This is a genomic window from Duganella sp. Root198D2 (genome assembly GCF_001428585.1).
In the GTDB taxonomy this organism is placed as follows: domain Bacteria; phylum Pseudomonadota; class Gammaproteobacteria; order Burkholderiales; family Burkholderiaceae_D; genus Rugamonas.
In genome coordinates this window covers 149,469-175,315 of sequence record NZ_LMIC01000004.1, presented here as the reverse complement: position 1 = coordinate 175,315, position 25,847 = coordinate 149,469, and the positions used below count along the sequence as shown (strand labels likewise).

31 protein-coding genes are annotated in these 25,847 nt (G+C 62.6%); 22 read left to right on the top strand and 9 right to left on the bottom strand.

Annotation, left to right across the window (positions count from 1 at the left end):
• Positions 1–6: 6 nt before the first annotated feature.
• From ASE26_RS06995 to ASE26_RS06970, 6 genes are all read left to right on the top strand, one after another.
• Positions 7–882, top strand: a complete 876-nt coding sequence (locus ASE26_RS06995) for a triacylglycerol lipase (RefSeq protein ID WP_229207238.1) — start codon at positions 7–9, stop codon at positions 880–882.
• 70 nt (positions 883–952) lie between these two features.
• Positions 953–1,921, top strand: coding sequence for a PAS domain-containing sensor histidine kinase (locus tag ASE26_RS06990; RefSeq protein ID WP_055934840.1), 969 nt, complete (start codon positions 953–955; stop codon positions 1,919–1,921).
• A gap of 35 nt (positions 1,922–1,956) precedes the next feature.
• Positions 1,957–5,571 (top strand): EAL domain-containing protein, encoded by a 3,615-nt coding sequence (locus ASE26_RS06985; RefSeq protein ID WP_055934837.1) that lies wholly within the window; start codon positions 1,957–1,959, stop codon positions 5,569–5,571.
• Between the two features lie 176 nt (positions 5,572–5,747).
• A complete protein-coding gene (locus ASE26_RS06980) occupies positions 5,748–6,095 on the top strand; it encodes a phasin family protein (RefSeq protein WP_055934834.1) in 348 nt (115 codons plus the stop codon).
• A gap of 59 nt (positions 6,096–6,154) precedes the next feature.
• Positions 6,155–6,820 (top strand): TetR/AcrR family transcriptional regulator, encoded by a 666-nt coding sequence (locus ASE26_RS06975; protein WP_055934831.1) that lies wholly within the window; start codon positions 6,155–6,157, stop codon positions 6,818–6,820.
• On the top strand, positions 6,817–7,353 hold the full coding sequence (locus tag ASE26_RS06970) for a TIGR00730 family Rossman fold protein (protein ID WP_055934828.1): 537 nt from the start codon (positions 6,817–6,819) through the stop codon (positions 7,351–7,353). Before ASE26_RS06975 ends, ASE26_RS06970 begins: the two co-directional genes overlap by 4 nt.
• Here ASE26_RS06970 and ASE26_RS06965 read toward each other — a convergent pair.
• Positions 7,350–7,850, bottom strand: a complete 501-nt coding sequence (locus tag ASE26_RS06965) for a YgjP-like metallopeptidase domain-containing protein (protein WP_055934825.1) — start codon at positions 7,848–7,850, stop codon at positions 7,350–7,352. The two genes, ASE26_RS06970 and ASE26_RS06965, sit on opposite strands and share 4 nt — an antisense overlap.
• Positions 7,851–7,876: 26 nt before the next feature.
• On the opposite strand from ASE26_RS06965, the gene ASE26_RS06960 reads away from it, so the two are divergent.
• Both ASE26_RS06960 and ASE26_RS06955 read left to right on the top strand, forming a co-directional pair.
• Positions 7,877–8,722: a GIY-YIG nuclease family protein gene (locus ASE26_RS06960; RefSeq protein WP_055934823.1), complete on the top strand. Its 846-nt coding sequence runs from the start codon at positions 7,877–7,879 to the stop codon at positions 8,720–8,722.
• Complete coding sequence (locus tag ASE26_RS06955; protein ID WP_055934820.1) at positions 8,723–8,938, top strand: hypothetical protein; 216 nt, start codon at positions 8,723–8,725, stop codon at positions 8,936–8,938.
• A gap of 6 nt (positions 8,939–8,944) precedes the next feature.
• Here ASE26_RS06955 and cydX read toward each other — a convergent pair whose 3' ends face one another.
• Genes cydX through ASE26_RS06930 form a run of 5 tightly spaced genes read right to left on the bottom strand, consistent with a single transcriptional unit; the run spans position 8,945 to position 12,579 of the window.
• Positions 8,945–9,097 (bottom strand): cytochrome bd-I oxidase subunit CydX, encoded by a 153-nt coding sequence (gene cydX / locus ASE26_RS06950; protein WP_055934817.1) that lies wholly within the window; start codon positions 9,095–9,097, stop codon positions 8,945–8,947.
• Positions 9,098–9,109: 12 nt separating this feature from the next.
• Positions 9,110–10,252, bottom strand: coding sequence for a cytochrome d ubiquinol oxidase subunit II (gene cydB, locus ASE26_RS06945; RefSeq protein WP_055934814.1), 1,143 nt, complete (start codon positions 10,250–10,252; stop codon positions 9,110–9,112).
• On the bottom strand, positions 10,249–11,805 hold the full coding sequence (locus tag ASE26_RS06940) for a cytochrome ubiquinol oxidase subunit I (protein ID WP_057245890.1): 1,557 nt from the start codon (positions 11,803–11,805) through the stop codon (positions 10,249–10,251). The genes cydB and ASE26_RS06940 overlap by 4 nt, the downstream gene beginning before the upstream one ends.
• A complete protein-coding gene (cydP, locus tag ASE26_RS06935) occupies positions 11,789–11,998 on the bottom strand; it encodes a cytochrome oxidase putative small subunit CydP (RefSeq protein ID WP_055934811.1) in 210 nt (69 codons plus the stop codon). Before cydP ends, ASE26_RS06940 begins: the two co-directional genes overlap by 17 nt.
• On the bottom strand, positions 11,995–12,579 hold the full coding sequence (locus ASE26_RS06930; protein ID WP_055934807.1) for a GbsR/MarR family transcriptional regulator: 585 nt from the start codon (positions 12,577–12,579) through the stop codon (positions 11,995–11,997). Before ASE26_RS06930 ends, cydP begins: the two co-directional genes overlap by 4 nt.
• Before the next feature lie 110 nt (positions 12,580–12,689).
• On the opposite strand from ASE26_RS06930, the gene modA reads away from it, so the two are divergent.
• The 8 genes from modA to ASE26_RS06890 all read left to right on the top strand — a co-directional run bounded on the left by modA (position 12,690) and on the right by ASE26_RS06890 (position 20,231).
• A complete protein-coding gene (gene modA / locus ASE26_RS06925) occupies positions 12,690–13,430 on the top strand; it encodes a molybdate ABC transporter substrate-binding protein (RefSeq protein ID WP_055934804.1) in 741 nt (246 codons plus the stop codon).
• A gap of 3 nt (positions 13,431–13,433) precedes the next feature.
• Positions 13,434–14,108 carry a molybdate ABC transporter permease subunit gene (modB, locus tag ASE26_RS06920; protein ID WP_055934802.1) on the top strand — a complete coding sequence of 225 codons (675 nt, stop codon included), beginning with the start codon at positions 13,434–13,436 and terminating at the stop codon, positions 14,106–14,108.
• Positions 14,105–14,785, top strand: a complete 681-nt coding sequence (locus ASE26_RS06915; protein WP_057245835.1) for a sulfate/molybdate ABC transporter ATP-binding protein — start codon at positions 14,105–14,107, stop codon at positions 14,783–14,785. The genes modB and ASE26_RS06915 overlap by 4 nt, the downstream gene beginning before the upstream one ends.
• Positions 14,778–15,578: a TOBE domain-containing protein gene (locus ASE26_RS06910; RefSeq protein WP_055934798.1), complete on the top strand. Its 801-nt coding sequence runs from the start codon at positions 14,778–14,780 to the stop codon at positions 15,576–15,578. The genes ASE26_RS06915 and ASE26_RS06910 overlap by 8 nt, the downstream gene beginning before the upstream one ends.
• Positions 15,579–15,656: 78 nt before the next feature.
• A complete protein-coding gene (locus tag ASE26_RS06905) occupies positions 15,657–16,019 on the top strand; it encodes a DUF805 domain-containing protein (protein ID WP_055934795.1) in 363 nt (120 codons plus the stop codon).
• Between the two features lie 4 nt (positions 16,020–16,023).
• A complete protein-coding gene (locus ASE26_RS06900) occupies positions 16,024–18,222 on the top strand; it encodes an FAD-binding protein (RefSeq protein WP_055934793.1) in 2,199 nt (732 codons plus the stop codon).
• A gap of 1 nt (position 18,223) precedes the next feature.
• Entirely contained in the window at positions 18,224–19,243 is a 1,020-nt protein-coding gene (locus ASE26_RS06895) for a hypothetical protein (protein ID WP_055934791.1), read from the top strand.
• Positions 19,233–20,231 (top strand): alpha/beta fold hydrolase, encoded by a 999-nt coding sequence (locus tag ASE26_RS06890; RefSeq protein WP_055934789.1) that lies wholly within the window; start codon positions 19,233–19,235, stop codon positions 20,229–20,231. Before ASE26_RS06895 ends, ASE26_RS06890 begins: the two co-directional genes overlap by 11 nt.
• Positions 20,232–20,242: 11 nt before the next feature.
• Here ASE26_RS06890 and ASE26_RS06885 read toward each other — a convergent pair whose 3' ends face one another.
• From ASE26_RS06885 to ASE26_RS06875, 3 genes are all read right to left on the bottom strand, one after another.
• Positions 20,243–20,530, bottom strand: a complete 288-nt coding sequence (locus tag ASE26_RS06885) for a KGG domain-containing protein (RefSeq protein ID WP_055934787.1) — start codon at positions 20,528–20,530, stop codon at positions 20,243–20,245.
• Positions 20,531–20,651: 121 nt separating this feature from the next.
• On the bottom strand, positions 20,652–21,197 hold the full coding sequence (locus ASE26_RS06880; RefSeq protein ID WP_055934785.1) for a hemerythrin domain-containing protein: 546 nt from the start codon (positions 21,195–21,197) through the stop codon (positions 20,652–20,654).
• Positions 21,198–21,248: 51 nt separating this feature from the next.
• Complete coding sequence (locus tag ASE26_RS06875; RefSeq protein WP_055934783.1) at positions 21,249–22,259, bottom strand: NADP-dependent oxidoreductase; 1,011 nt, start codon at positions 22,257–22,259, stop codon at positions 21,249–21,251.
• 103 nt (positions 22,260–22,362) lie between these two features.
• On the opposite strand from ASE26_RS06875, the gene purU reads away from it, so the two are divergent.
• Genes purU through ASE26_RS06845 form a run of 6 tightly spaced genes read left to right on the top strand, consistent with a single transcriptional unit; the run spans position 22,363 to position 25,844 of the window.
• On the top strand, positions 22,363–23,232 hold the full coding sequence (gene purU / locus ASE26_RS06870; RefSeq protein ID WP_055934781.1) for a formyltetrahydrofolate deformylase: 870 nt from the start codon (positions 22,363–22,365) through the stop codon (positions 23,230–23,232).
• 10 nt (positions 23,233–23,242) lie between these two features.
• Positions 23,243–23,779 carry a YaeQ family protein gene (locus ASE26_RS06865; RefSeq protein WP_055934779.1) on the top strand — a complete coding sequence of 179 codons (537 nt, stop codon included), beginning with the start codon at positions 23,243–23,245 and terminating at the stop codon, positions 23,777–23,779.
• 31 nt (positions 23,780–23,810) lie between these two features.
• Positions 23,811–24,530, top strand: a complete 720-nt coding sequence (locus ASE26_RS06860) for a M48 family metalloprotease (protein ID WP_055934777.1) — start codon at positions 23,811–23,813, stop codon at positions 24,528–24,530.
• A 21-nt stretch (positions 24,531–24,551) separates the two neighbouring features.
• Positions 24,552–24,965, top strand: coding sequence for a DUF2946 domain-containing protein (locus ASE26_RS06855; protein WP_156398122.1), 414 nt, complete (start codon positions 24,552–24,554; stop codon positions 24,963–24,965).
• Positions 24,966–25,000: 35 nt separating this feature from the next.
• A complete protein-coding gene (locus ASE26_RS06850) occupies positions 25,001–25,447 on the top strand; it encodes a copper chaperone PCu(A)C (RefSeq protein ID WP_055934773.1) in 447 nt (148 codons plus the stop codon).
• A 10-nt stretch (positions 25,448–25,457) separates the two neighbouring features.
• A complete protein-coding gene (locus ASE26_RS06845) occupies positions 25,458–25,844 on the top strand; it encodes a YcnI family protein (protein WP_055934771.1) in 387 nt (128 codons plus the stop codon).
• Positions 25,845–25,847: the final 3 nt, after the last annotated feature.

Genomic DNA, 25,847 nt, shown 5'->3' with positions numbered 1-25,847 from the left:
AAACGCATGCTGCTGATGATCATGGCCATGCAGGTGGCCGTTGCGGGCGGCATCGCGTGGGGGCTGTCGCGCGTGGTTCCTGCCGACGTCGCACTGCTGCTGGCGGTGATCGTTGTACTGTTGGTACGCTTGGCGATCACCGCCAACAATTTCCGCATGACCTTGCGGCCGGTGCCGGAGCACGCGCAAATCGGCATGCTGCAACGCGCGCAGCTATTCTTTCACGAGTATGCGTCCACCATGGCGGTGACGTCCTGGCATATGCTGCGCCACCGGCCGCGCATGCATATTGCAAGTGCGCCGCGCGGCTTGCCGGTGCTGCTGGTGCACGGTTACGGCGCCAACGGCGGCTTCTGGGTCCACCTTGCCGGCCAGCTGGAGCAGCGCGGCTACAGCCACGCTACCGTGGACCTGGAGCCGGTGTTCGGCGATATCGAGGACTTTGCCTTGCAGCTGGAGCAGGGTGTGCAGGCGCTGCTTGCCGCCAGCCGCAGCGAAAAAGTCGTCATCGTGGCGCACAGCATGGGCGGGCTGGTGGCACGCGCCTGGCTGCGCCGCTTTGGCGCGGGGCGCGTGGCGCGCATCATCACGCTGGCCACGCCGCACCATGGCACCGACCTGGCGCATATGGGGCCGGGCCACAATGCGCGCCAGATGCGGCGCGATGCGGAATGGCTGGCGCAGCTCGATGCCGCCGACCGCGGGCAGCGCGGGCTCTTCACGTCCATCTACTCCTGGCACGACAACATCATCGCGCCGCAGGATTCCTGCCATCTGCCTGGTGCCCGCAATATCGCCTTGCATGGCATCGGCCACGTCGGCATGGGCCGCCATCCCGCCATTGCGAGTCACATTCTTGCGGAGATTTTAGGTATCACTTAGACTGTCTTGAGGCCAAGCAAGAAACGCTGCAATTTTTGATCCGAGTAGGTTTCAATCAGAAAGCGGGACGATGGCGACAGACTACGGCAAGATCGAAGACACCTTGGCGGCCGGCGAGCATCTCGGCGGCCTGCTTGAATCCATGCCGGATGCCATCCTGGTGGCCAATGCAAGTGGCCGCATCGTGCTGGCCAACTGCCGCGCGGAAGAGCTGTTCGACTACCTGCCGGGGGAACTGCGCGGCATGGCCATCGAAACCCTGCTGCCCAAAGTGCCGGAGGCCTGCGGGGTACGCAAGGGCGGCGACAGGTTCCCGGCCGACCTGCGCAGCAGCCAGCTGCGTGACGGCGACCGCCAGCTGCAAGTGCATTCCGTACGCGATATCAGCGAGCTGGCGAAAGCCAGCCAGGCCAAGGAGCGCTTCCTGGGCGGCATGTCGCATGAGCTGCGCACGCCGCTGAATGCCATCATCGGCTTTACCGGCACCTTGCTGATGCAGCTGCCGGGCCCCCTGAACGCGGACCAGGACAAGCAACTGCGTACCGTGCAAGCCAGTGCCCGCCACCTGCTTTCCCTGATCAACGATTTGCTGGACTTTGCCAAGATCGGATCGGGCAAGGTGGAGCTGCATCGCGAGCCGCTGAATTGCCGCGCCATCGTCGAAGAACTGGTGCTGGCGCTGCGGCCGCAGGCCAGGCAGAAAGGGCTGGTGCTGCATTTGCGCGCGCCGGCGCAGGCGCTGATGCTGCGCACCGACCGCCGCGCCTTGCAGCAAATCCTGGGCAACCTGCTGAATAACGCGATCAAATTTACCGAACGGGGCGAGGTCAGTATCGCGCTGGAACGCAGCGTGGCAGAGGGCAAGGCTGTTGTGCAAGTCAGTGTCAGCGATACCGGGGTCGGGATCACGGAAGACATCATGCAGCAACTGGGCATTCGCCTGAGCCAGAAATTGGCGGCGCTGCTGAACGGATCGATACGGCATTTCGACAAACCGGGCAACGGCAGCATATTTGTGCTCACTTTGCCGCTGGAATAGCGGATACTAGAGGCGATACATTGACAGGAGTACCAATGTCAGCACGCATCCTGATTATCGAAGATAACCCTACGAATATGGAGCTGATGGTGTACCTGCTCCGCGCCTTCGGCTACCAGCCGCTCCTGGCCCACAACGGCGAGGAAGGCGTGGAGGTGGCGCGCCGCGAAGTACCCGACCTGATCATCTGCGACGTGCACCTGCCCAAGCTCGATGGCTACGGCGTGGTGGCGCAACTGAAGCAAGACCCCAACCTGAAAGATATCCCCGCGCTGGCCGTGACCGCACTGGCGATGGTCGGCGACCGTGAAAAACTGCTGGCTGCCGGGTTTGACGGCTATATCGGCAAACCGATCGAACCCGATACCTTTGTTACGCAAATCGAGTCTTTTTTACCGGGGGAGATGTCGCCCCGGGATGAGAACGACATCGCGACGATCCTGATCGTCGACGACCATGTGCTGAACCGCGAATTCCTGATGACGTTGCTCGGCTACAGCGGCCACCGGCTGCTGGAAGCGGCCAGCGGCATGGAGGGCCTGAAGGTGATGGAGGCGGAACGGCCGGACCTGGTCATTTCCGACATCCTGATGCCGAACATGGATGGCTATGAATTCGTCAACCGCATCCGCAGCAAGCCGGAGCTGGCGGACGTACCGATCATTTTCTATACCGCGACCTACCGCGAACGCGAAGCCATGGCAGTGGCCGAAGCCTGCGGCGTGCGCTGGGTGCTGCCCAAGCCGTCCGACCCGGACGTGATCCTGAAGACGGTGCACCAGGCGCTGGGGATGGTGGAGCAGGGCGATGCGTTGCCGGCGTTCGCGCCCGAGCCGCCCGACCAGGGGCGCCTGTTCGATATCGAGCACAAGGTCGCCGAATACATCGATGAGCTGGAGTCGAGCAGCCAGCACATTAGGCGCATTGCCAACAATGGCGAGGGGCATGAGGAGCCGGAACACCTGAGCCAGATGACGGAGCGGCTGTCGCGCTCGCTCTCCAGCCTGCAGGCCGTCAGCCTGCGCCTGACGGCGCTGATCGAGCTGGGCATCGAACTTGGCGCCGAACGCGATGCCCAGGGACTGATCGAAATCGGGGTGCGCGTGGCGCAGAATATCTGCGTGTCGCGTTTTGCCTGCATCGGCGTGCTGGAACAGGATGCGCAGGAAACCAGCTATTTCGCGACCTGCGGCGTGGGCGAGCATGCCAGGGTGGTGGCGGCCCGGCCGCGCGCCGGCATCCTGGACAGCCTGTTGCAGCAGCGCCAGCCGGTGCGCATGAGCCGCCTGGGCGGCGACCCGCGCGAAATCGGCCTGCCGGTCGGGCACCCGCCGGTGCATTCCTTCCTGGGCGTGCCGATCGCTTCGCGCGAGCGCGTGCACGGCTGGCTGTACCTGGTGGACAAACTGGGCGCCGAGGAATTCAATGAAGTCGATGAGCGGGTGGCGGTGACGGTGGCGGCGCAGATTTCGGTCGCCTACGAAAACCTGCTGCTGTACGAGGAAATCAGCCGCCACCACGCCCAGCTGCAGCTGGACATGAATGCGCGCATCCGGCTCGACGAAGATTTGCGCCGCTTCCGGCTGGCGATGGATGCAACGGCAGACGCGATCTTCCTGGTCGACCGCGCCAATTCCTGCTTCATCGACGTCAACGTCACGGCCTGCCGCATGCTGGGTTTCGCGCGCGAGGAATTCCTGAAAGTGGGGCCGGAGCGCGAGCCTGGCCTGCAGCCGTTGCAGGACCTGTACGACAAGCTGCTGGCGGGCGACCAGAGCGGGGCGATGGCCGAGCTGCTGCTAGAGTGCAAGGACGGCTCGCCGCTGTCGGTGGAAGTGCAGCGCCGCACGCTGCGTTCGGGCCAGAACTGGATCCTGGTGGCGGTCGCGCGCGATATCACGGAGCGCAAGGAGGCTGAGCGCCGCCTGCTCAAGCTGGCCCACTTCGACACCCTGACCGGGTTGCCGAACCGCAGCCAGTTCTATGATTCGCTGACGCTGTCGCTGAAGCAGGCGGCCGAGCATAACTGGGCGCTGGCGGTGCTGTTCCTCGACATGGACCGCTTCAAGAATATCAACGACACGCTGGGCCATACCATTGGCGACGAGCTGCTGCGGCAGTTTTCCAGCCGGCTGGTGGAGTGCCTGCGCGTGCGCGATACCATCGGGCGCTTCGGCGGCGACGAATTCGCCGCGATCCTGATGCTGCCGGAAGGCGCACAGAACGCCATTGCGGTGGTCGACAAGATCCGCGACGCGATGCGCCAGCCCTTTGACTTGAAGGGGCATGAGGTGACGGTGACGGCCAGCATCGGCATTTCCGTGTTCCCGGAGGATGGCAGCGATCCCGATACCCTGATCCAGTATGCCGATACGGCAATGTACCGCGCCAAGGAAGCCGGACGCGATGCCTTCCGCTTCTTCACGGCGGAGATGAATGCGCAATCGCTGGCGCGGCTGGACATGGAGAACGCGCTGCGCCGCGCGATCGACAACAGTGAATTCCGCCTGTTCTACCAGCCCAAAGTGCATATCGCTTCCGGCCGCATTAGCGGCGCCGAGGTGCTGCTGCGCTGGGAGCGCCCCGGCCACGGCATGGTGTCGCCGGCGCTGTTCATCCCCTTGCTGGAAGAAACGGGGCTGATTGTGCGGGTTGGCAGCTGGGTGATCCATGAGTCCTGCCGCAAGATTGCGGAATGGGCCAAGGGCGATGTGGGATCGGTGCACCTGTCGGTCAACGTGTCGGGCATCCAGTTCTTCGTTGGCGGGCTGGAAGAGGAAGTGATGCGCGCCATCAAGGAGAACGACATCTCGCCGGAACTGCTGGAACTGGAGCTGACCGAAAGCTCGCTGATGTCCAATGCAGAAGAAACCATCACCGTGCTGCAGAACCTGAAGGCGCTCGGGGTGAAGATTTCGATTGACGATTTCGGCACCGGCTATTCTTCGCTGGCTTACCTGAAGCGCTTCCCGATCGACAAGCTGAAAATCGATATCGCCTTCGTGCGCGAGGTGACCAGCAATCCGGATGATGCGGCGATCGTGCTGGCGATTATCAACATGGCGCACAGCCTGAAGCTGAAGGTGATTGCGGAGGGCGTGGAAAAGGACGCGCAGCTGTCCTACCTGCGGCGCCACGACTGCGATGAGATGCAGGGCTATTATTTCAGCCGCCCCTTGCCGGAGCCCGACTTCGTGCAGATGCTGCGCGAAGGGCGCCACCTGCAAACGCCGAGCGAAGAGAGCATCGTCGACCAGCAAACCCTGCTGATTGTCGATGACGACGCCTTCATGCTCGATGTGCTGAGCGACTTCCTGGCGCAGGACGGCTACCGGATCCTGACCGCGCAGACGGCGGCGGAAGGCTTCGATGTGCTGGCGCGCCACCGGGTGCAGGTGATCCTGTGCGACCAGTGCATGCCGATGATGACCGGTACGGAGTTCATGGAGCGGGTCAAGAACCTGGCGCCGGATACCTTCAGGATCATGCTGTCGGCGTATGCCGACCTGACGCCGATCATGGCGGCCATCAATCACGGGGCGATTGACCGCTTCTATACCAAGCCGTGGAAGGGGGCGGTGTTGCGGGAGAATATACGCGAAGGCTTCCGGCTGCATTCGCAGTTCCGGGCGCCGCAATATCTCAATTAGCCGGCCAGGCCTGCCCGTGCGCCCGGGCATCCGTTTCACCCATCAAACCCGCTTCCAGCAAGGCCGTGCGGTAGCCGAGCGATGCGTTCCATGCGGGCATTGCAGTCCGTATTAGAAGCCCCTTTCTAGAGTGCGCGCCGTACAATGGCCCCAGAATTATTACAGGAGCCGCCGCCATGGGGAAGAAGACGAAATCGTTTGAAGAAAGCGAAGAACGGCTGACCAAGGCAGTACGCGAATCGGCGCAGGAAATCTGGAAAGCCGGCCTGGGGGCATTTACCGACCTGCAAAAACGGGCCCGGGCTGTCGAAGGCGACCGCGCCGGCCATGTGCGTGAAACGGTCAATTCACTGGAAAAAGTGTTCGAAGAGCGGGTAACCCGGGCGCTGGACTCGATCGGCGTGCCGATGCGGCAGGACATCAACGCTTTGATCGAGCGGATGGAGGAACTAAGCCGGCAGGTCGAAGAATTGAAAGCGTTGGTGAAAAAGCCAGTCAAAAAGGCGACAACGAAAAAAGCGTAACTTCTGGAAAACTTCTAATAGTGATATCCTTGCAGGGGAAACAATAGACCCCCCCTGTTATGCTACAAAAAGCGCCAAGACGAACCCGCGAACGCATCCTGGAACTCTCGCTGCGCTTGTTTAACGAGTTCGGCGAGCCAAACATCACGACCACCGTTATCGCCGAGGAGATGAATATCTCCCCGGGGAACCTCTATTACCATTTCAGGAACAAGGACGACATCGTCAATTCCATCTTCGTCCAGTTCAAGGCCGAAGCGGAACGCATGCTGCAGGTGCCGAGCGGGCGCCGCTCGAATGTCGAGGACGTGTGGCTGTACCTGCACCTGATGTTTGAGCTGATCTGGCGCTACCGCTTCTTCTACCGCGACCTGAACGACCTGCTGTCGCGCAATCGCAAGCTGGAGCTGGAATTCAAGGAACTGCTGGCCCACAAGATCAAGGTGGCGCGCAACCTGTGCCTGGACCTGCGCAGCGAAGGCTCGCTGGAAGCCAGCGATATGGCGATCGACGCGATGTCGGTGAATATGGTGGTGGTGGCGACTTATTGGCTGTCCTACGAATACGTGCGCAATCCGCGCAAATACTCCGAGCAGCAATCGATGGCCGATGCGCTGGCGCGCGGCTGCTACCAGGTGCTGTCCCAGATTGGGCCTTACCTGCGCGGCGAGACCAGCCTGCTGTTCCAGAAACTGTCCGAAGAATACCTGAAGAAGCTCAAATGAAATCGATTTGCGTGTATTGCGGCGCCAATGCCGGCGCTTCCCCTCGTTACGCCGAACAGGCGCGTGCGCTGGCCGCCGCGCTGGTGGAGCAGAACCTGGCGCTGGTGTACGGCGGCGGCAATGTGGGCCTGATGGGCGTGATCGCCGACGAGGTGCTGCGCCTTGGCGGCGAAGTGACGGGAGTGATCCCGACCGCACTGGTCGAACGCGAAGTGGGCCACAGCGGCCTGACGCGCCAGTTCATCGTCAAGGACATGCACGAGCGTAAAGCCATGATGGCGCAGCTGTCCGACGGCTTTATCGCCATGCCGGGCGGCATGGGCACGCTGGAAGAACTGTTCGAGATGCTGACCTGGTCGCAGCTTGGCATCCACAGCAAGCCGGTTGGCCTGCTGAACGTGGACGGTTTTTACGACAAGCTGGTCGGTTTCATCGAACACGCGCGCGACGAAGGCTTCATCAAACCGCAGCATGCGGCCCTGGTACGCGTGAACGCTTCGCCGATGGCCTTGGTGCAAAGCCTGCGCGGCTAAGACCAGAGCTTTTTGCCTGACGCATCGAGGTGCGTCAGGTATAGACGGGTGTCGAACTCGTACTGGTGGTAGTTCGGCTCCATATAGGTGCACAGCTTGTAGAACGCCTTGTCGTGCTGTTTTTCTTTTACGTGCGCCAGCTCGTGCACCGCGATCATCCGCAGGAATTCGAGCGGCACGTCGCGGAACATTGTCGCTACGCGGATCTCATGCTTGGCTTTCAGCTTGCCGCCCTGGACGCGTGACACGGAGGTGTGCAGGCCGAGTGCGTGGTTGATCACATGGATCTTGCTGTCGAATGCCACTTTGTCGATCGGCGCGGCATTGCGCAGGAATTCGTTGCGCAAATCCTGGACGTAGTCGTACAACGCACGGTCGTTGCGGATTTCGTGGGCTTTCGGATAACGTTGCAGCAGTACTTCGCCGAGGCGACCCTGGTCCATCACCTGGCGGACCTGGGAAAGTGTCTGTTCTGAGTAAGCGCTGAGGTATTTCATGGCGGGCCGAATGGTATCATGCCCGCATGCGCACCCACGTCAATTCGGTGGGACTGCTGGTGGTCAGCGACCCCGTATTGAACTTCAGCTATCCCGCCCACATCCCCAGAGAATGCATCGACGCCCTGCCGTCGCTGCCGGGCGTATACATCTTCCGCGATGCTGCCGGCAAGCCGGTTTACATCGGCAAGAGCGTCAATATCCGGACGCGGGTGCTGTCGCACCTGCGTACTGCGGAGGAAATGCAGATGCTGGCGCGCTCCGCCGCCATCGACTTCGAGCGTACCGGCGGGGAAATTGGCGCCTTGCTGCGCGAATCGGAACTGGTCAAACAGTACCAGCCCGTTTTTAATTCCAAATTGCGCCGGATGCGAGAGATGTGTTCGATCAGCATGGCGGGCGACCGGCCAGAAATTGTTTTCGCGCGCGAGGTTGACTTTGCGCTGGCCGAGCAGCTCTATGGCCTGTTCGGCAGCAGGAAGGCGGCTATTGAAACCCTGCGCGACGTGGTGCATGCGCGCGCCCTGTGCACAGTGGCGACGGGGCTGGAGAAAGGGATGCCGGGGCGGCCGTGCTTTGCGCGGCAAGTGGGACGCTGCCAGGGCGCTTGTACTGGCGAAGAGCCGGCAGCCGAGCACGCGGCACGTGTGCGGCTGGCGCTGGAGCCGCTGCGCGTGACACGCTGGCCGTTCGCGGGCGCCGTGGGGATCGTCGAAGAATCGGGCGGACTGCGCCAGCATGCGATCGTCGATCGCTGGTGCTACCTTGGCGTGGACAAGCCGCGTACCGCGGCAGTTGGCTTCGATATCGATGTGTACAATATCCTGGTGCGCCCGCTGCAGTCGGGCACCTTACGCATCGAGGAGCTTTGAATGTCGTTGAAGTTCAATGTATTCGGCACCCGCATCCATATCGAGCGCCAGGGCAGCCAGTGGGCTGCCTTCTACCCCGGTTCGGACGGCAAGCGCCGGCCGGCCGATTTCGTCATTCCGCATGACGTCGAAGAGGCCGACCTGGCGCTCTATCTCGGTGATCTTTTCCACGAAGAGGCGCGGCCAGCTTATCCTGAAGTGGTCAAGCTGTCCTGAGCGCTATCAGGTGTCGGCGTCGCGCGCCGATTCAAAGCGGGCGCGGGTCAGGTCCTCGTTGCGCTCGCCGAAGGCGTAGTTTGCCTCCAGCCACATCACATTGATAATGGCGGCAAAGACTGCGACGCAGATGCCGAGGATCCAGGTGAAGTACCACATGGCTGACTCCTTTCAATAAGCGGTGTGTTCGTTTTCGTGGATGTGGGCGGCGGTGACTTTGCCGCGCACTACGCGGTACACCCAGCTTGTGTACATCACGATAATCGGCAGCATGACCACCACCACCCAGAACATCACTGCCAGCGTCTTGTGGCTGGAGGTGGCATCCCACGCGGTCAGGCTGTGCGATGGCGCCAGCGAGGATGGCAGCACGAAGGGGAACATGGCGCCGCCGGCGGTGAGCAGGATCCCTGCCACGCTCATGCCGCTGGCAAGGAAGGCTGCAACCGTGCGGCGTACGGCGCTGAGCACGATCGCCAGCACGGCGCCGGAGATGGCTGCGGCGGGGAAGGCCAGCGTCAGCGGCCAGCGCGAGTAATTGTCGCTCCAGGCGCCGGCTGCAAGCACCACCGTTTTCGCAGGCGGCATGAAGGCGCTGCCGGCATCAGGCATGGCGGTGATGCGGTAGCCTGGCAGCGCGGTGGCGACCCAGACGCCAGCGGCGGCGAACAAGACGATGGTCAGTGCGGCGGCGATCATCGCCATGCGGCGCGCGCGTTCGGCAATCACGCCTTCCGTTTTCTGGTGCAGGAAGGTGGCGCCGTGCATGGCCAGCATGGCGACGGCCAGCGCGCCGGACAGCAGTCCGAACGGGTTCAGCAGCTGGAAGAAGTTGCCGGTGTATTCGAGGCGCAGCAGGTCGTCGTAGCGGAACGGTATGCCTTGCAGCACATTGCCCATGCCGACGCCGAAGATCAGCGGCGGCACGAAACCGCCGATGAACAGGCCCCAGTCCCAGGTATTGCGCCAGCGCGGGTCGGCGATCTTGCTGCGGTAGTCGAAGCCCACCGGTCGGAAGAACAGGGCGAACAGGGCGACGATCAACGCAATGTACAGGCTGGAGAACGCAGCCGCGTAGACCAGCGGCCAGGCGGCGAACAAGGTGCCGCCGGCGGCGATGAACCAGGTCTGGTTGCCTTCCCAGGTCGGGCCGATGGTGTTGATGATGACGCGGCGTTCAATATCGTCCTTGCCGAGGAAGGGCAGGGACATGCCGACGCCGAAGTCGAAGCCATCGGTCAGCGCAAAGCCAAGCAGCAGCACTGCGACGAAGCACCACCAGATCACTTTATAAGTTTCGTAATCGAAGATCATGATTGTTGCTCCCAATGGTATTTGCCGGTGTGCAGGGCGCTTGGGCCGAGGCGTGCGTACTTGAACATCAGCTTCATTTCAATCACCAGCAGGACCGTATAGAACAGGGCAAAGCCGGCCAGGCTGAAATACAGGTTCGACGGCTGGATATTGGAGGCCGACAGGTGTGTCGGCAAGATCCCAGCGATCGTCCAGGGCTGGCGGCCGTATTCGGCCACGATCCAGCCCAGTTCCGCCGCGATCCACGGCAGCGGGATCGCGAATACGGCCAGCTTGAGCAACCAGCGCTGCGGCGCCAGGCGCTGGCGGACCAGGAAGTAGAACGAGGCGCTGAAGATGAACAGGAAGGCCAGTCCCAAGCCCACCATGCCGCGGAAGGCCCAGAACAAGGGGGCCACTTTGGGAATGGTGTCGTCCACCGCCATCTTGACCTGCGCGTCGCTGGCGTCGACCACGTTCGGCGTGTACTTTTTCAGCAGCAGGCCATACCCCAGGTCGTCCTGCAGTGCCTTGAAGGCTGCCACCGCTGCCGGCGACCTGTCGCCCGATTTGAGGCGGAGCAGGGCGGCGTACGCCTTCATGCCGTTGCGGATGCGGACCTCATGCTCGTCCTTCAAATCCTTGATGCCGGTGACTTGCTTATCGACCGAGCGCGTTGCGATCAGGCCCAGTACGTAGGGGATCTTTATCGCGTAATCGGTGCGCTCTTCCTTGTCGTTCGGCAGGCCGAAGACGGTGATGCCGGCAGGGGCCGGGACCGTATGCCATTCGGCTTCAATCGCCGCCAGCTTGACCTTGTTTACTTCGCCTGCCGTGTAGCCGGATTCGTCGCCCAGCACGATCACGGACAGTGTCGACGCCAGGCCAAAGCCGGCCGCAATCGCGAACGAGCGCAGGGCAAATGCCACGTCGCGCGCCTTCAGCAGGTACCAGGCAGAGACGCCAAGCACGAACATCGAGGCCGTCACGTAGCCGGCAGCCACGGTGTGCACGAACTTCACTTGCGCCACCGGGTTGAAGATCACGTCGGCGATGCTGGTCAGTTCCATGCGCATGGTTTCGTAATTGAACTCCGCGCCGACCGGGTGGTTCATCCAGCCGTTGGCGATCAGGATCCACAGCGCAGAGAGGCTGGAGCCAAGGGCCACCAGGAAGGTAACAAACAAGTGCTGGCGCCTGGACAGCTTGCTCCAGCCGAAGAAGAACAGGCCGACGAAGGTCGATTCAAGGAAGAAGGCCATCATCCCTTCAATCGCCAATGGCGTGCCGAAGATGTCGCCCACATAGTGCGAGTAGTAGGCCCAGTTGGTGCCGAACTGGAATTCCAGCGTGATGCCGGTGGTGACGCCCATGGCAAAGTTAATGCCGAACAGCTTGCCCCAGAATTTGGTCATGTCGCGATAGATTTCGCGGCCGGTCATCACGTACACCGACTCCATGATGACCAGGATCCAGGACAGTCCCAGCGTGAGCGGGACAAACAGGAAATGGTAGAGAGCCGTGAGCCCGAACTGCAGCCGGGACAGGGCGACAACTTCATCGACGGGTGCCATCATTCACCTTTTCTGGAAGGGTTGGCGCGGGCGCTGCGAGCAGATGGTTCTCCACCTGCCCGGTCGGCAGCCGCATTTTCCTGGTTTGCGGGTGCGAGAAAAAGGCGTACCACAGGCCGTACAGCAGCACGGCCTTCACGGCCAGTGCGATCGTGATTGTCAGTGCCAGGCCGCGGCGGCCGGGGGGCTTCATTTGCTGTCCTCTTCAGCCTCGCTGCGGCTGGAGCGGAATTTGCCGCGCACGACGTCGCCGACGTCGAGCAGCTTCTTGACGGTGGAACCCATCTTCATCAGCGAGGCCAGGGTGTCCGGCGACAGGCGCTGCACGTCGTCGAACCAGGAACTGGAAAGCTCGATCAGCTCGTACATTTCGCGCATGCGTTCCTGGGCGTAGCGGTCTTCCGCCGTGGCGGCCGATTCCAACATGGCGTCGCGCAGCATCGACAGCGTCGGTTCGACTTCACGGCGGCGGCGTTCTTCCAACAGGGCCTTGAAGATGTCCCACACGTCTTTCGGCGGTTCGAAATATTCGCGGCGGTCGTTCGGTTGGTGCAGCAGCTTGACCAGGCGCCAGGACTGCAGCTCCTTCAGGCCCATTGAGACGTTGGAGCGCGAGAATTCCAGGTGTTCGGCGATTTCGTCGGCGTTCAGCGGGCGGTTGCTGACATAGAGCAGGGCATAGATCTGCCCGACGGTGCGGTTGATCCCCCAGCGGCTGCCCATTTCGCCAAAGTGGAGGATGAATTTTTGTGCGAGGGGGCTCAGGTTCACCATTGCTTGACCTACTTCCTTGAGTTTTTGAATTTTCAGTAATTCCTGAAATTATAAAAGGATTCAAAAAACTTTGCGCTGTATAATCATGTATATTGCGCTTTTGGAAAGGAATGCTGATGAAACGTGTCGCTGCTGTCCTGTTGATGTTTGCCGCCGGCGCCGCCTCTGCTGCCGATATCACTGTATCCGCCGCGGCCAGTCTCAACAACGCTTTCCGTGAGGCAGCCGCTGCTTTCGAAGCATCCCATCCGGGCGACAAGGTCCTGCTGAACTTCGCCGCATCCGATGCACTGGTGGCCCAGATTGCCAAGGGCGCGCCGGTCGACCTGTTCGCGTCCGCCGACCAGGAGGCCATGGATAAGGCCCAGCCGCACGTGGCGCCGGGCAGCCGCCGCAACTTCGCCAGCAACCGCCTGGTGGTCGCCGTGCCCTTCGGCAGCAAGCTGGACCTGCGCACGCTGGCCGACTTGCGCCAGCCGGCAGTCCAGCGCCTGACCACCGGCAATCCGGCCAGCGTGCCGGTTGGCCGCTACACCAGGGGCGCGCTGGAAAAAGTGGGGCTGTGGGGCGAGCTGGAGCCGAAGTTCGTGTTCGGTACCAATGTGCGCCAGAGCCTTGATTACCTCGCGCGCGGCGAGGTCGAGGCGGGGCTGGTGTACCAGACCGATGTCGCCTCGCAGGCGGAGAAGGTGCGCACGGCAATGGTCGTGCCGGGCGGCGGCCCAATCACCTATCCCCTGGCTGTGATCAAGGATGCGCCGAATGCGGCAGGCGGCCGCGCCTTTGCGGAGTTCATCCTGTCGCCGGGCGGCCAGGCCATCCTGGCGCGTTTCGGATTCGGAAAACCATAAAGCATGGATGCTGCGCTGATTGCCCTTGGCTTGTCACTGAAGGTGGCGTTGTGGGCGACCTTGATTGACCTGGTGCTGGGCGTCGGCTTTGGCTACCTGTTGGCACGCGGCCGTTTTCCCGGGCGCGATGTGCTGGATGCCGTGCTCACCCTGCCGATGGTGATGCCACCGACGGTGCTTGGCTACTACCTGCTGGTGCTGATCGGCCGCAATGGTCCGCTTGGCCACTGGCTGCAGCAGCATTTCGGCATCAACCTGATTTTCACCTGGCAGGGTGCGGTCATCGCCGCCGCGGTCGTGGCTTTCCCGCTGGTGCTGAAAGGCGCGCGCTCGGCATTCGAAGCGGTCGACGTACAGATGGAGCAGGCCGCCAGCGTGCTTGGCGTGCCGCCGCTGGCTGTTTTCCTGCGCGTCAGCCTGCCGCTGGCGTGGCGCGGCGTATTGGCCGGAACCTTGCTGGCATTCGCGCGCTCGATGGGGGAATTCGGCGCCACGCTGATGGTGGCCGGCAGCATTCCCGGCAAGACGCAGACGCTGTCGATTGCCGTTTATGAGGCAGTGCAGGCGGGGCAGGACGATACAGCGAACCTGCTGGTGATCATCACGTCGGTGACCTGCATTATCGTGCTGGTCGCGGCCAACCGGCTGGTGCCGAACCGTGCGCAGGGGGCGGCATGACGATCAGCGTGAACATCCGCAAGACCTTGCATTCCGGCCAGCGCAGCTTCCAGCTTGATGCCCAATTTGAATCTGCAAGCAAGCGCGTAGTGATCTATGGCGCTTCGGGCGCGGGCAAGAGCCAGATGCTGAAGGCGATTGCCGGCATGGCGCGGCCGGACAGCGGCGTGATCGAAGTCGATGGGCAGAAGCTGTTCGATAGCAGCGCGGGCATCGATGTGCCTGCGCGCAAGCGGCGCGTGGGCTACCTGTTCCAGGACTATGCCCTGTTCCCGCACCTGAACGTGCGGCAGAATATCGGTTTCGGCTTGCGGCACGGCTGGTTCAACCCAGCGCCGCGCGGCGAGCCGGAAGCGGTGCGCTATTGGCTGGATGCTTTCGGGCTGGCCGAAGTGGCGCACCAGCGGCCAGCGGAATTGTCCGGTGGCCAGCGGCAGCGCGTGGCGCTGGCGCGCGCCCTGGTGGCGGAGCCGAGCGCATTACTGCTCGACGAGCCTTTCGCCGCACTGGACCCGGCCCTGCGCGTACGTATGCGCGCCGAACTCGATGCATTGCAACGGCGGCTTGATATCCCGATGCTGCTGATTACGCACGATCCTGACGATGCCGCTACGTTCGGCGGCCATGTATTGACGATGGCGAACGGCCGCGTGGCCGGGGAGGGCGGCAATGGTTAAGCAGGTGGCACTGCAAGGCGAAGTATGGATCACGCTCGATGGCCAGGACTTCGGCGGCCACCAGCGCGTCGAACTGCTGGCCAGCATCGCGCAACACGGCTCGATCACGCAAGGCGCAAAGGCAATCGGCATGAGCTACAAGGCCGCCTGGGATGCGATCGATGCGATGAACAACCTGGCCGGCGAGCCGCTGCTGGAACGTTCGGCAGGTGGCAAGGGCGGCGGCGGCACGCGGCTGACGCACCGCGGCGCGCAACTGGTGGCGAACTTCCGCCGCATCGAATATGAGCACAGCGTGTTCATGAAACACCTGAGCCGCCAATCGCAAGGGTTGGCAGATGATTACCTCCTGTTGCAATCGATGAAAATGAAAACCAGCGCGCGCAATCAATTCTCGGGCACCGTGGCGGGCATCAAGCGCGGTGCGGTCAATGACGAAATCATCCTGCGTATTGTTGGCGGGCAGGAGATTGTTGCAATCATCACACACGAGAGCGCAGAAAGCCTGTGTTTGCAAGAAGGAACTGAAGCTTTCGCTTTAGTTAAGGCTTCTTCGATCATCCTGGCGACCGGCGAAACCGCCAGACTGTCGGCGCGAAATCAGCTGCGCGGCACGGTATGCCGCGTGCAGCCTGGCGCCGTTAATTCCGAGGTGACCATCGCCTTGCCCGGCGGCGGCACAATTGCGGCTACCGTCACGCGCGACAGCGAGCAATCGATGGAACTGGAAGTCGGCGTGGAAGCGACGGCCCTGTTCAAGGCATCCAGCGTGATCATCGGTGTTCCGTTATGAATTCCGTTATGCAACTTTATGAGGATTTGCTAAGCTAGTCCCCTTTTCGGGCCTGCCCCGTCCTTTGTGGGAAATGAAATGGAACTGCTAGCAAAATATTTCCGATGCCAGGGGCGCATCAATCGCCGCACCTGGCTGACACGCATCATCGCACTTGGCCTGGTTTGCCTGGCCTTCGGCATGCTTGCCAATGAGATGCTGGGCGATCCCGGCGCCGCAGTGTTCGCGCTGGCATTCACCTGGGGCGCGCTGGCCGTCTCCACCCAGCGCCTGCACGATATCGGCCGCTCCGGCCCGAGTCTTCTTTTGCTGTTGATCCCGGTCCTGGGCCCGCTCTGGGTACTGCTCCTGCTTGGCCGCCGCGGCGGGGAAGGCAAGAACCGTTATGGCGACGATCCGCTGTCGCGCCACGATTACCTGCAAGTGAACATCGCAAAGTAAGACTATGCCAACCGTAAACGACGTTACCCAGCTCAATCCGATCAATGTCTACGCCGTAGCGACACCAAGCACCACGGCGGATTTGCAGGACGCGCTGCGCAAGACCAGCCTGCCGATTTCCATCGGCGGCGGCCATTTCAGCATGGGCGGCCATACGGCCAGCCCGGGCAGCCTGCACCTCGATTTGCGCGGCATGAACCGCGTGCTCGAATTCTCGCCGGCGGACCGCCTGATCCGCGTGCAGGCCGGCATCCGCTGGTGCGATATCCAGCGCTTCATCGACCCGCACGGCCTGTCGGTGAAGATCATGCAGACCTATGCCAATTTCACCGTCGGCGGCGCGCTCTCGGTCAACGCCCATGGGCGCTATATGGGCCTGGGCCCGGTGGTGCTGTCGGTGCGCTCGATTACGCTGGTGCTGGCCAGCGGTGAAGTGCGCGAAGCGAGCCCGCAGCAGAACAGCGAGCTGTTTTACGCGGCCATCGGCGGCTACGGCGCAATCGGCATCATCGCCGAAGCCGAACTGGAACTGGTGCCGAATACGCGCGTGCAGCGCGGCAGCGTGACGCTGGCGACCAAGGATTATCCGGCCTGGTTCGATGTGAATGTGCGCGGCCGCAAGGAAATCACTTTCCATAACGCCGACCTGTATCCGCCGCAGTACACCCGGGCGCGCGCCGTGAGCTGGACCGTGACCGACCTGCCGGCCGACAAGCCGCGCCTGCAGCCGCTGAACCGCGCCTACCTGGCGGAGCTGTATTTCCTGTGGTCGGTGTCCGAATCGCCGTTCGGCAAATGGCGCCGCGAATACCTGCTCGACCCGCTGCTGTACCGGAAGAAGAAGGTCCACTGGCGCAATTACGAGGCCGGCTACGACACGGCGGAACTGGAACCTCTGGGCCGCTCCGAGCGCACCTACGTGCTGCAGGAGTATTTCGTGCCTTGCACGCGCATGGACGAATTCGTGCCGAAGATGTCGGCCATCCTTGCCAAGCACCGCGTCAATACGATCAATATCTCGATCCGCCATGCACTGTCCGACCCGGGCACGCTGCTGTCGTGGGCGCGCGGTGAAACCTTCGCCTTCGTGCTGTACCACAAGCAGCGCACGCGCGACAATGCGCGCGAACGCGTCGGGGTATGGACACGCGAACTGATCGACGCCGTGCTGGAATGCGGCGGCACCTACTACCTGCCATACCAGCTGCACGGCACGCATGAACAATTCCACCGCGCCTACCCGCGCGCGAAAGAACTGTTCGCGATGAAGCGCGAACTCGATCCCGAGTACCGCCTGCGCGGCGCGCTGTGGGATAAATACTATGCGCCGACGCTGGACCTGAATCCGAACGGGGAGGCGGCGCGCCTTTCGCTGTTCCATTCCGTGTATGGCAGCGAGCGCGAGGCGGACAAGTTCTACGCCTTCCTGCAGAACATCTTCAACCTGTTCCCGGAAGATCGCTTCCACACCCTGATTCGCAAGGCGACCACCGAAAACCACGACGAAGAATCGATCTACCGCGCTTTGCAAGCCGGCCTGCCGGGCATTACGCCGCCGCTGTCGCTGCTGCGCTATGCGCTGCCGTCGCTGGTGGTGCAGAAGCAGGAGATGGGCAGCCAGGCCAAGCGCCTGCTGGGCGACCAGCCCTTGCGCGACTACGTGGAGATCGGCACCACCGGCCGCTACGTCAACGCACTGCGCAAGCACCTCAAGCTGAGGGGCAAGGTGACGCTGGTGCACGACAAGGCGCCGGGCTATTCGCCGGTCGACATCGTGGAACGCGGCGGCCTGATGCAGGTCGGCAAGTTCGTGCACATGAAAGATTACGCGCCGATCGACCTGCCGGAGCAAAGCGCGGACCTGGTGAGCTGCTTCGTCGGCCTGCACCATATGCAACCGGAGAAGCTGAAGCCGTTCCTGGCGTCGGTGGCAAATATCGTGCGCCCGGGCGGCTACTTCGTGGTGCGCGACCACGATGTGAAAGACCGCACGATGGACGATTTCGTCAGCCTGGCGCACTGCGTGTTCAACGCCGGCCTGGGCGAGCCATGGGCCGTCAATTCGACGGAGCTGCGTTTCTTCGCTTCGGTCGACGAATGGATCAAGCGCGTGGAAGCGGCCGGCTTCGAGCATACGGGCGAGCGCATCGTGCAGGATGGCGATCCGTCCGCAAACGTCCTGATGGCTTTCAAACGGATCTGATATGCGCAAACTCTTGCTGGCATTGAGCCTGCTGGTGGCTTGCCTGACCAGTTCCGCCGAAAGCCCGATTGCGGCGGAGCAGCGGCGCAGCGTGGAGCAGACTTTCCTGACGTTCCCGGAATGGTTCCTGGTGCATAGCCCGGCCGAATACGCGCGCTACGTGAAGCAGCACCCGGCCCACAATTTCCCTTTCCTCGGGCATGTGGGCCAGATCTGGAGCAGCTATGCGGCGGTGACCGAAGAACAGGTGCGCGCCAAGTACCCGGCCAATGCGGGCTACCACGTGATGATTGGCGTGATCGGCGGCAGCACCACGCTGGAATACGGCCTGCGCTCGCTGTACGAAAACACGCTGGGCCGCATCAGCTGGGCGACAGCCTCGGCCTTGACCCCGGAGGATGAATACGGCGCGCGCGTGGCGCAGGATTACGTCGATTTCATCCGCAAGGAGCCATGGTACCTGTACAACTTCGGCGCCAAGCTGAAAGGGCTGTGGTCCGATACACCGCTGTTCGGCGCCAATATGCTGCGCAAGCTGGAACGGCGCTATGCGCTGACCACCGAGTACCTGGTCAAGGCCGCATACGGCCAGTTGATCAAGCTGGGAACCAGCGCAGCTTACGAACCGGCCCTGATGACGACGCAGGTGGTGGCCGACCACGAGCCTTACGACCTGGCCGACATGCAAAACGTCAAGTTGCTGCGCATGCTCGACGATGGCCGCGCCGTACTGGAACTGCCGCGCTATTACGACTTCCGCCTGGCGGCGACGCGCCTGGGGCTGCAGGATGTGCAGTTGCAGGACATCGCCGGCAATAGCGGCGTGATCCTGGTGACGGTGCTGACGCGCGGGCAGGGCACGGCAGCGCCGCCGGACACCCGGGTGTTGTTCGAACAGCCGATCCTGACCGAGCCGGGGCGCAAGCGGGTGGCGCTGGTGATGCGGGTGGCAGCGCTGTCACGCTACCTGGTCGACGCGCCGCGCCAGGGGATAGAAGTCGAACACGTGTATGACTATTAAGCGCCTGCTGGCCTATGCGCTGCTGGCCCTGGCCGGCGGCGCGGCCGTGTGGGGCACGGTCGCCGTGTGGCAGGCGCAGGCACGCCAGACCGGCAACCGCGCAGCGCTCGCCCCCAAAGGCGGCGAGTTTGTCGATGCCGGCGATGCGCGGATCTTCATCCAGCGCAGCGGCAGCCGCGAGGCGCCGGCCGTGGTTTTCCTGCATGGCACGGGCTCGTGGAGCGAAACCTGGCGGGCCTCGATGGAGACCGCCACCGGCCTGGGCTACCAGGCGGTCGCCCTCGACATGCCGCCATTCGGCTATTCGATTCCGCCCGAATCGGGCGAATACGACAAGCAGCAACAGGCTGCGCGGCTGCGCAGGGCGCTGGATAATGCCGGCATCCGCCGCGCCGTGTTCGTGGCGCATTCCTTCGGTGCCGCGCCGTTGATGGAAGCCTTGCTGTCCACGCCGGACGAGGGCAGGGTGCAGGCCCTGGTGCTGGTGGATGCCGCGCTGGGCCTGGACCAGCCCCAGGAGCAGGGCGACAGCATATTGCAGGCCGTCCTGCGCTGGCGCTGGGTCAGCCAGCCGCTGGCCGCCGGATTCCTGACCAAGCCGCAATACACCGGGACCCTGCTGAAAAGCTTCATCAGCGAAAAAGAGAAAGCCACGCCAGCCTGGCAGCAGGTGTACCAGCAACCGCTGATGCTGGAAGGCAGCTACCAGCAGGTCGCGGCCTGGCTGCCGGAATTGCTGGCGCGGCGCGGCCATGCCGCCAGCGACTTGCGCGACGCCTACGGCAGGATCGCCTGGCCGGTAACCTTGCTGTGGGGCGAGACCGACACGATCACGCCCCTGTCGCAGGCGGAAAACCTGCAACGCCTGATTCCCGGCGCGCGAATCGTGCGCATTCCGCGCGCGGGGCATAACCCGCAGATCGAAGAGCCGGAATTGTTCCAGCAAGCGCTGGCCCGCATCCTGCAGGATGCCAGGCCCGGCCGCTGAGCGTGCCGCGTTCAGCCTGCCTCGTCTTTCCCCCCCTGCCGGTTGCCACTGCGCGCGGTCTGGCGACTCTCGCCGCCCTTGCGCCCGATTTCAGCCATGTGCTCGCGGTTGCGGCTCACCACTTCGCCGCCTTTTTGACCGGCGCGGCGCGCTTCCTCCGAGGTGAATTCGTGCGCCGTGCCCTTCTGGTGCGCGGCCTGGCCGCCCTTGCTGGCAATCATGCGCTGGGTTTCCTTGTCCATTGCCGCGAAGCCGCGCTTGCCATTGCCGCTCCTGACCTGCTCGTCCGGTGTAGCCATGATCCACCTCCCTCAATTGCCCAAGAATCCGGGCGCGGGCCCGGGCCGGAAGCAGCGTCGCGGCTGCTTCTTGGGCTTTGAGGGAAAGTCGGCGGTAAAAGTTCAAATTATTTTTTCGGGTTCAGGATCCGGCCTGGCCGGTGGCCGAACGTTCGCCTTCCGCTTCGGCAGTGTTATTGCCGCGCACGGGCTGGGCGCCGAAATCGTGCTCCAGTTCTTCCTTGCGGTCTTTCAACTGTTCGCACAATTGCGCCAGGTCGGCATCGCTTTGCCGCACTTTGGGGAACATTTCCTGTTCTTCCTCAGTGACGTGGTGCTCCACGCATTCACGCAATGTCTGCACCGTGCTATCGAGTTCGCTGTCGCCGGCGGCCATGCCGCGGATATGCTCGACCAGCTCCTTGATGGTGCCGTGTTCTTCCAGCGCTTCATCGACTTGCTGCTGTGCGCCAGTTTCGGCGCGCACGGCGGGGTAGAAGATTTCTTCTTCAAGCGTGGCGTGGATCGTCAGGTCCATGCAGATCTGCTGCGCCAGGTCATGCTTCAAGCCCTGGTGCGAGGCATCGCATTTTTCAAACTCGCGGAATAGTTTTTTGACCTTGTCGTGGTCGGAGGTGAGAAGCGCCACGGCATCCTTGGCCGTGGCGCTCTGGTTTTGCTGGCTCATGCTGGCTCCTTCGCTGCGTCGGTTGGGCCGCGCCGCCGCAGGAGGGAGCGATCAAGCGATTTGCAGCACCAGCTTGCCGAAGTTCTTGCCTTCGAACAGCATCGTCAGCGCCTCAGGGAATTTCTCGATGCCTTGCACGACATCTTCCCGGCTCTTGATCTTGCCTTCCTGCAGCCATTTGCCGAGCGCGGCAACGGCTACGTGGTAGCGGTCGGCGTAGTCGAACACGACCATGCCTTCCATGCGCGCGCGGTTCACCAGCAGGGACAGGTAATTGGCTGGGCCTTTGACCGCAGTCGTGTTGTTGTACTGCGAAATTGCGCCGCAGATCACGATGCGGGCCTTCAGGTTGATGCGCGTGAGAACGATATCGAGGATGTCGCCACCAACGTTGTCAAAGTATACGTCAACGCCATTTGGACAGTGTTCCTTCAGGCCGGCACGCACGTCGCCGCCCTTGTAGTCGATGCAGGCGTCAAAGCCGAGCTCCTTGACCACGAAATCGCACTTTTCCTGGCCGCCGGCAATGCCGACCACGCGGCAGCCGAGCTGTTTGGCCACCTGGCCGACGGTCTGGCCGACCGCACCGGCTGCGCCGGACACGACCACGGTTTCGCCGGCTTTCGGCTGGCCCACTTCCAGCAAGCCGAAGTAGGCGGTCATGCCGGGCATGCCGAGGGTGTTGAGCCAGGTGGTGGCGGGGGCCAGGCGGGTGTCGACCTTATGCAGTCCGGCATGGCGGTCGTCGGCGGCGCCGATCCAGTACTGCTGCACGCCGAAGCCGCCGCCGATCCTGTCGCCGACGGCAAAGCGGGGCGATCTGGAGGCCACCACTTCGCCCAGGCCGCCGGCGCGCATGACTTCGCCGATGCCGACCGGGCGGATATAGGATTTGGCATCGTTCATCCAGCCGCGCATGGCAGGGTCGAGCGAGAGGTAGAGCGTTTTGACCAGCACTTCACCGTCGGCCAGCTCGCGTACCGGCTCTTTGGTGATTTGCCAGTCGCTGTCCTTGGGCAAGCCGACCGGGCGGGCGGCGAGGCGAAACTGGGTGTTCTCCATATTTGCTCCTTTTTAGAAATAGTACGGTCATTCTATTCCGGAATTTGGCAGCCGTGGCAATGTTCATGCGACAATACCGTCCCGCCCATGACCTGAACGTGCCATGAATCACCCAGAATACATCCTCACGCTCTCTTGCCACGACCAACGCGGCATCGTCCATCGTGTATCGGGATTCCTGGCTGAACATGGCTGCAATATCATCGATTCCGCCCAGTTTGGTGACGCGGAAACGCAACGATTCTTCATGCGCGTGCACTTTGCGCGCGAGGACGCGGCGTTCAGCGACGCGCTGCTGCGCGAGGATTTCGCCAGGGTGGCGCAGTCCATGGGCATGGAATGGGCGCTGCACGATGCGCACGCCAAGCCGCGCGTGATGCTGATGGTGTCCAAGATCGGCCACTGCCTGAACGACCTGCTGTTCCGCTACAAGAGCGGGCTGCTGCCGGTCGAGATCCCGGCCATCGTCTCGAACCACATGGACTTCTACCAGCTGGCGGCCAGCTACAACATCCCGTTCCACCACCTGCCGCTGGCAAGCGGCGCGCCGGAGCAAGCCAAGCTGGCGCAGGAAGCCCGCATCGCCGAGCTGATGGAAAACCACCAGGTGGACCTGGTGGTGCTGGCGCGCTATATGCAAATCCTGTCGCCGTCGATGTGCGAACGCCTGAAAGGGAAGGCGATCAATATCCACCATTCCTTCCTGCCCAGCTTCAAGGGCGCCAAACCGTATGCGCAGGCGCACAAGCGCGGCGTGAAGCTGATTGGCGCCACCGCCCACTTCGTGACCGGCGACCTGGACGAAGGCCCGATCATCGAGCAGGACGTGGAGCGTGTCGACCACGCCATGGATTCGGATGCGCTGACCGCGATCGGCCGCGACGTTGAATGCGTGGTGCTGGCGCGCGCTGTGAAATGGTTCGTCGAACACCGCATCCTGCTGAACGGCGATCGCACTGTAATCTTCAAATAATCAATAAGTAATGGCACTGAAATCTACGATTTATAAGGCGGAATTGTCCATTGCGGACATGGACCGCAATTACTACGCAACCCATCTGCTGACCCTGGCGCGCCATCCGTCCGAAACGGATGAACGCCTGATGGTGCGCATCGTCGCTTTCGCGATCCACGCCGACGAAGCGCTGGTGAATGCGAAAGGCATTTCCGACACCGAAGAACCGGACCTGTGGCAGATGGACCTGACCGGCGCGATCCAGCTGTGGATCGAAGTCGGCCAGCCGGACGAGCGCCGCATCCTGAAGGCCGCCGGCCGCTCGGATAAGGTGATGGTGTATTCCTACAGCTCCGCCTCGCACGTGTGGTGGAAGCAGATCGCCAGCAAGATCGACCGCGCCAAGAACGTCAGAGTGGTGAACATCGACGCCGACGCCAGCGCTGCGCTGGAAAAAATGGCGCAGCGCTCGATGCAGCTGCAGTGCACGATCCAGGACGGCCAGATCTGGCTGACCGACGGCAGCACGACCGTGGAAATCCTGCGCGAAGTCTGGAAGGCATAATCCGGCAAATCGGTGGCAGAATGGGTTCATCATGCTGCGCTACCTTATTGCCTTTTTATTCATCGCCCAGGGGGCCGCGGCCCAGGCAGTGACGCTGGCCGAAGTCATGGCCGGTTCGGCGAAACTGTATCGCGCGCAGATCGACGAGTTGCGCAGGGGCTACCGCCTTGACGACGACCAGCGTTTCGGTGCGCGGGTGGCAGCGCTGGCGCGCCCATTGATCGAGCAAGCGAAGCGCGAGTATCCGGAATCGGCCGCCTGGGACTGGGAGCTGCACACCACCACCGATGGCGATGCCAATGCCTTCGCCATGGCTGGCGGCAAAATGCTGGTCAGCCGCGCCTACGTCGCCGAATTGTCGTTGACCGATGCGGAGCTGGCCATGCTGCTGGCGCATGAAATCATGCACACGGTATTGCGCCACAACCTGAAGGAATTCGAAGAAGCGCTGCGCCTTGAGCCCGGGCGCGCGATGCAGTCCTTCGCCCAGTTCGAAGACGATATCGACAACGACGGCGCGCTGATGCGCAAGCTGGCAAGCTTCAACCAGCAGCAGGAATTGGAAGCCGACCGCGAAGGCCTGCTGTTTGCGGCGCGTGCCGGTTGGCCGCCGCTGGCGCTGGCGGCCTATTTCCGCAAGCTGGCAAGGCACAGCCATTCCCCCAACTTCGAACGCTTCGACCATCCTTCGCCGGCCAGCCGCTGGCATGCCGCGCGCGACCTGGCTGCGCAAATGGAAGCGTCTCGCTAGGCTATAATGCCCGCCATGCATATGAAATCGTCAACCCGCTTGCGCTGGATCTGGATCGCGTGTTTCGCCATCCTGCTGAACGCGCTTGCTCCGGCGATTTCGCATGCGGTAAACGGCAAGCCGCGCAGCTGGGAGATTTGCCTGAACGACGGCACCCGGGTAAACGGCGTGGGCGAGCTTGATTACGCCACCTTCGTCGCCTTGACCGACCGCAGCAAAGCGCAATCGCCGGCGCAGCCGATGGCACAGATGGGCATGGAAGACTGTTCCTACTGCCTGCCGCATGCGGGCTGGTTTGGCCTGCCGCCGTCCAGGCTTGTCCTGCCTTTACCGCTCGATGGCGCCGCCTTGCGCCCGACCCTGTTCTACCAGTCGCCACAACCGCTGCCGCTGTGGTCGGCGTCCCATCCGCGAGGACCGCCTGCACACGCCTGATTTCGTCCCCCATTTAACGAATCAAGGAGTGAAAAATGAAAAAGCAGTTCTTCGCGTTCGCCATGTCGATCGCCTTCGCCGCCTCCGCCGCGGCCCAAGTTACCGTGCGCGAGCCATGGATTCGCGCTACCGTGCCGGCCGCGCAGGCGACCGGCGCCTTCATGGAGCTGGTTTCCAAACAGGATGCGCGACTGGTTGAAGTGCGCTCGCCAGCCGCCGGCATTATTGAAATCCACCAGATGGCCATGCAGGGCGACCGCATGATGATGTCTGCGGTCGAGGGCATCGACCTGCCGGCCGGTAAAACCGTGGCGCTGGCGTCCGGCGGCTATCACATCATGATGATGGACCTGAAGCGCCAGATGAAGGCGGGTGAAACCGTCTCCATGACGCTGGTAATCCAGGGCAAGGGCAAGAAGCCGCAGACCGTGGAAGTGCAAGTTCCGGTCAAGCCCCTGTCGTACACCGCTCCCAAGCACTAAGGAACCGGCCATGAAAAAATTCCTGATCGCCGCAGCATTGCTGGCGGCAACGTCTGCGCACGCCCATATCTCGCTGGAACAGCGCGAGTTCGCTGCGGGCAGCTACCAGAAACTGGTGTTCCGTGTCGGCCATGGCTGCAACGGCAGTCCAACGACTGCGGTCAGCATCCGCCTGCCGGAAGGGTTTGCGCCGATGCGGCCGATGTTGAAGAATGGCTGGAGCATCGAGCGCACACCAGAGAGTGTGACCTGGCGCGGCGGCCCGCTGCCGGACGAGTTCTACGACGAATTTATTATCTTCGGCAAGCTGCCGGCGGCAGGGAGCCATACCGTGAAAATCGTTCAGTCCTGCCAGTTCGGCACTGCGAACTGGGACGCCACTGTCGAAACGCGCTAAGGG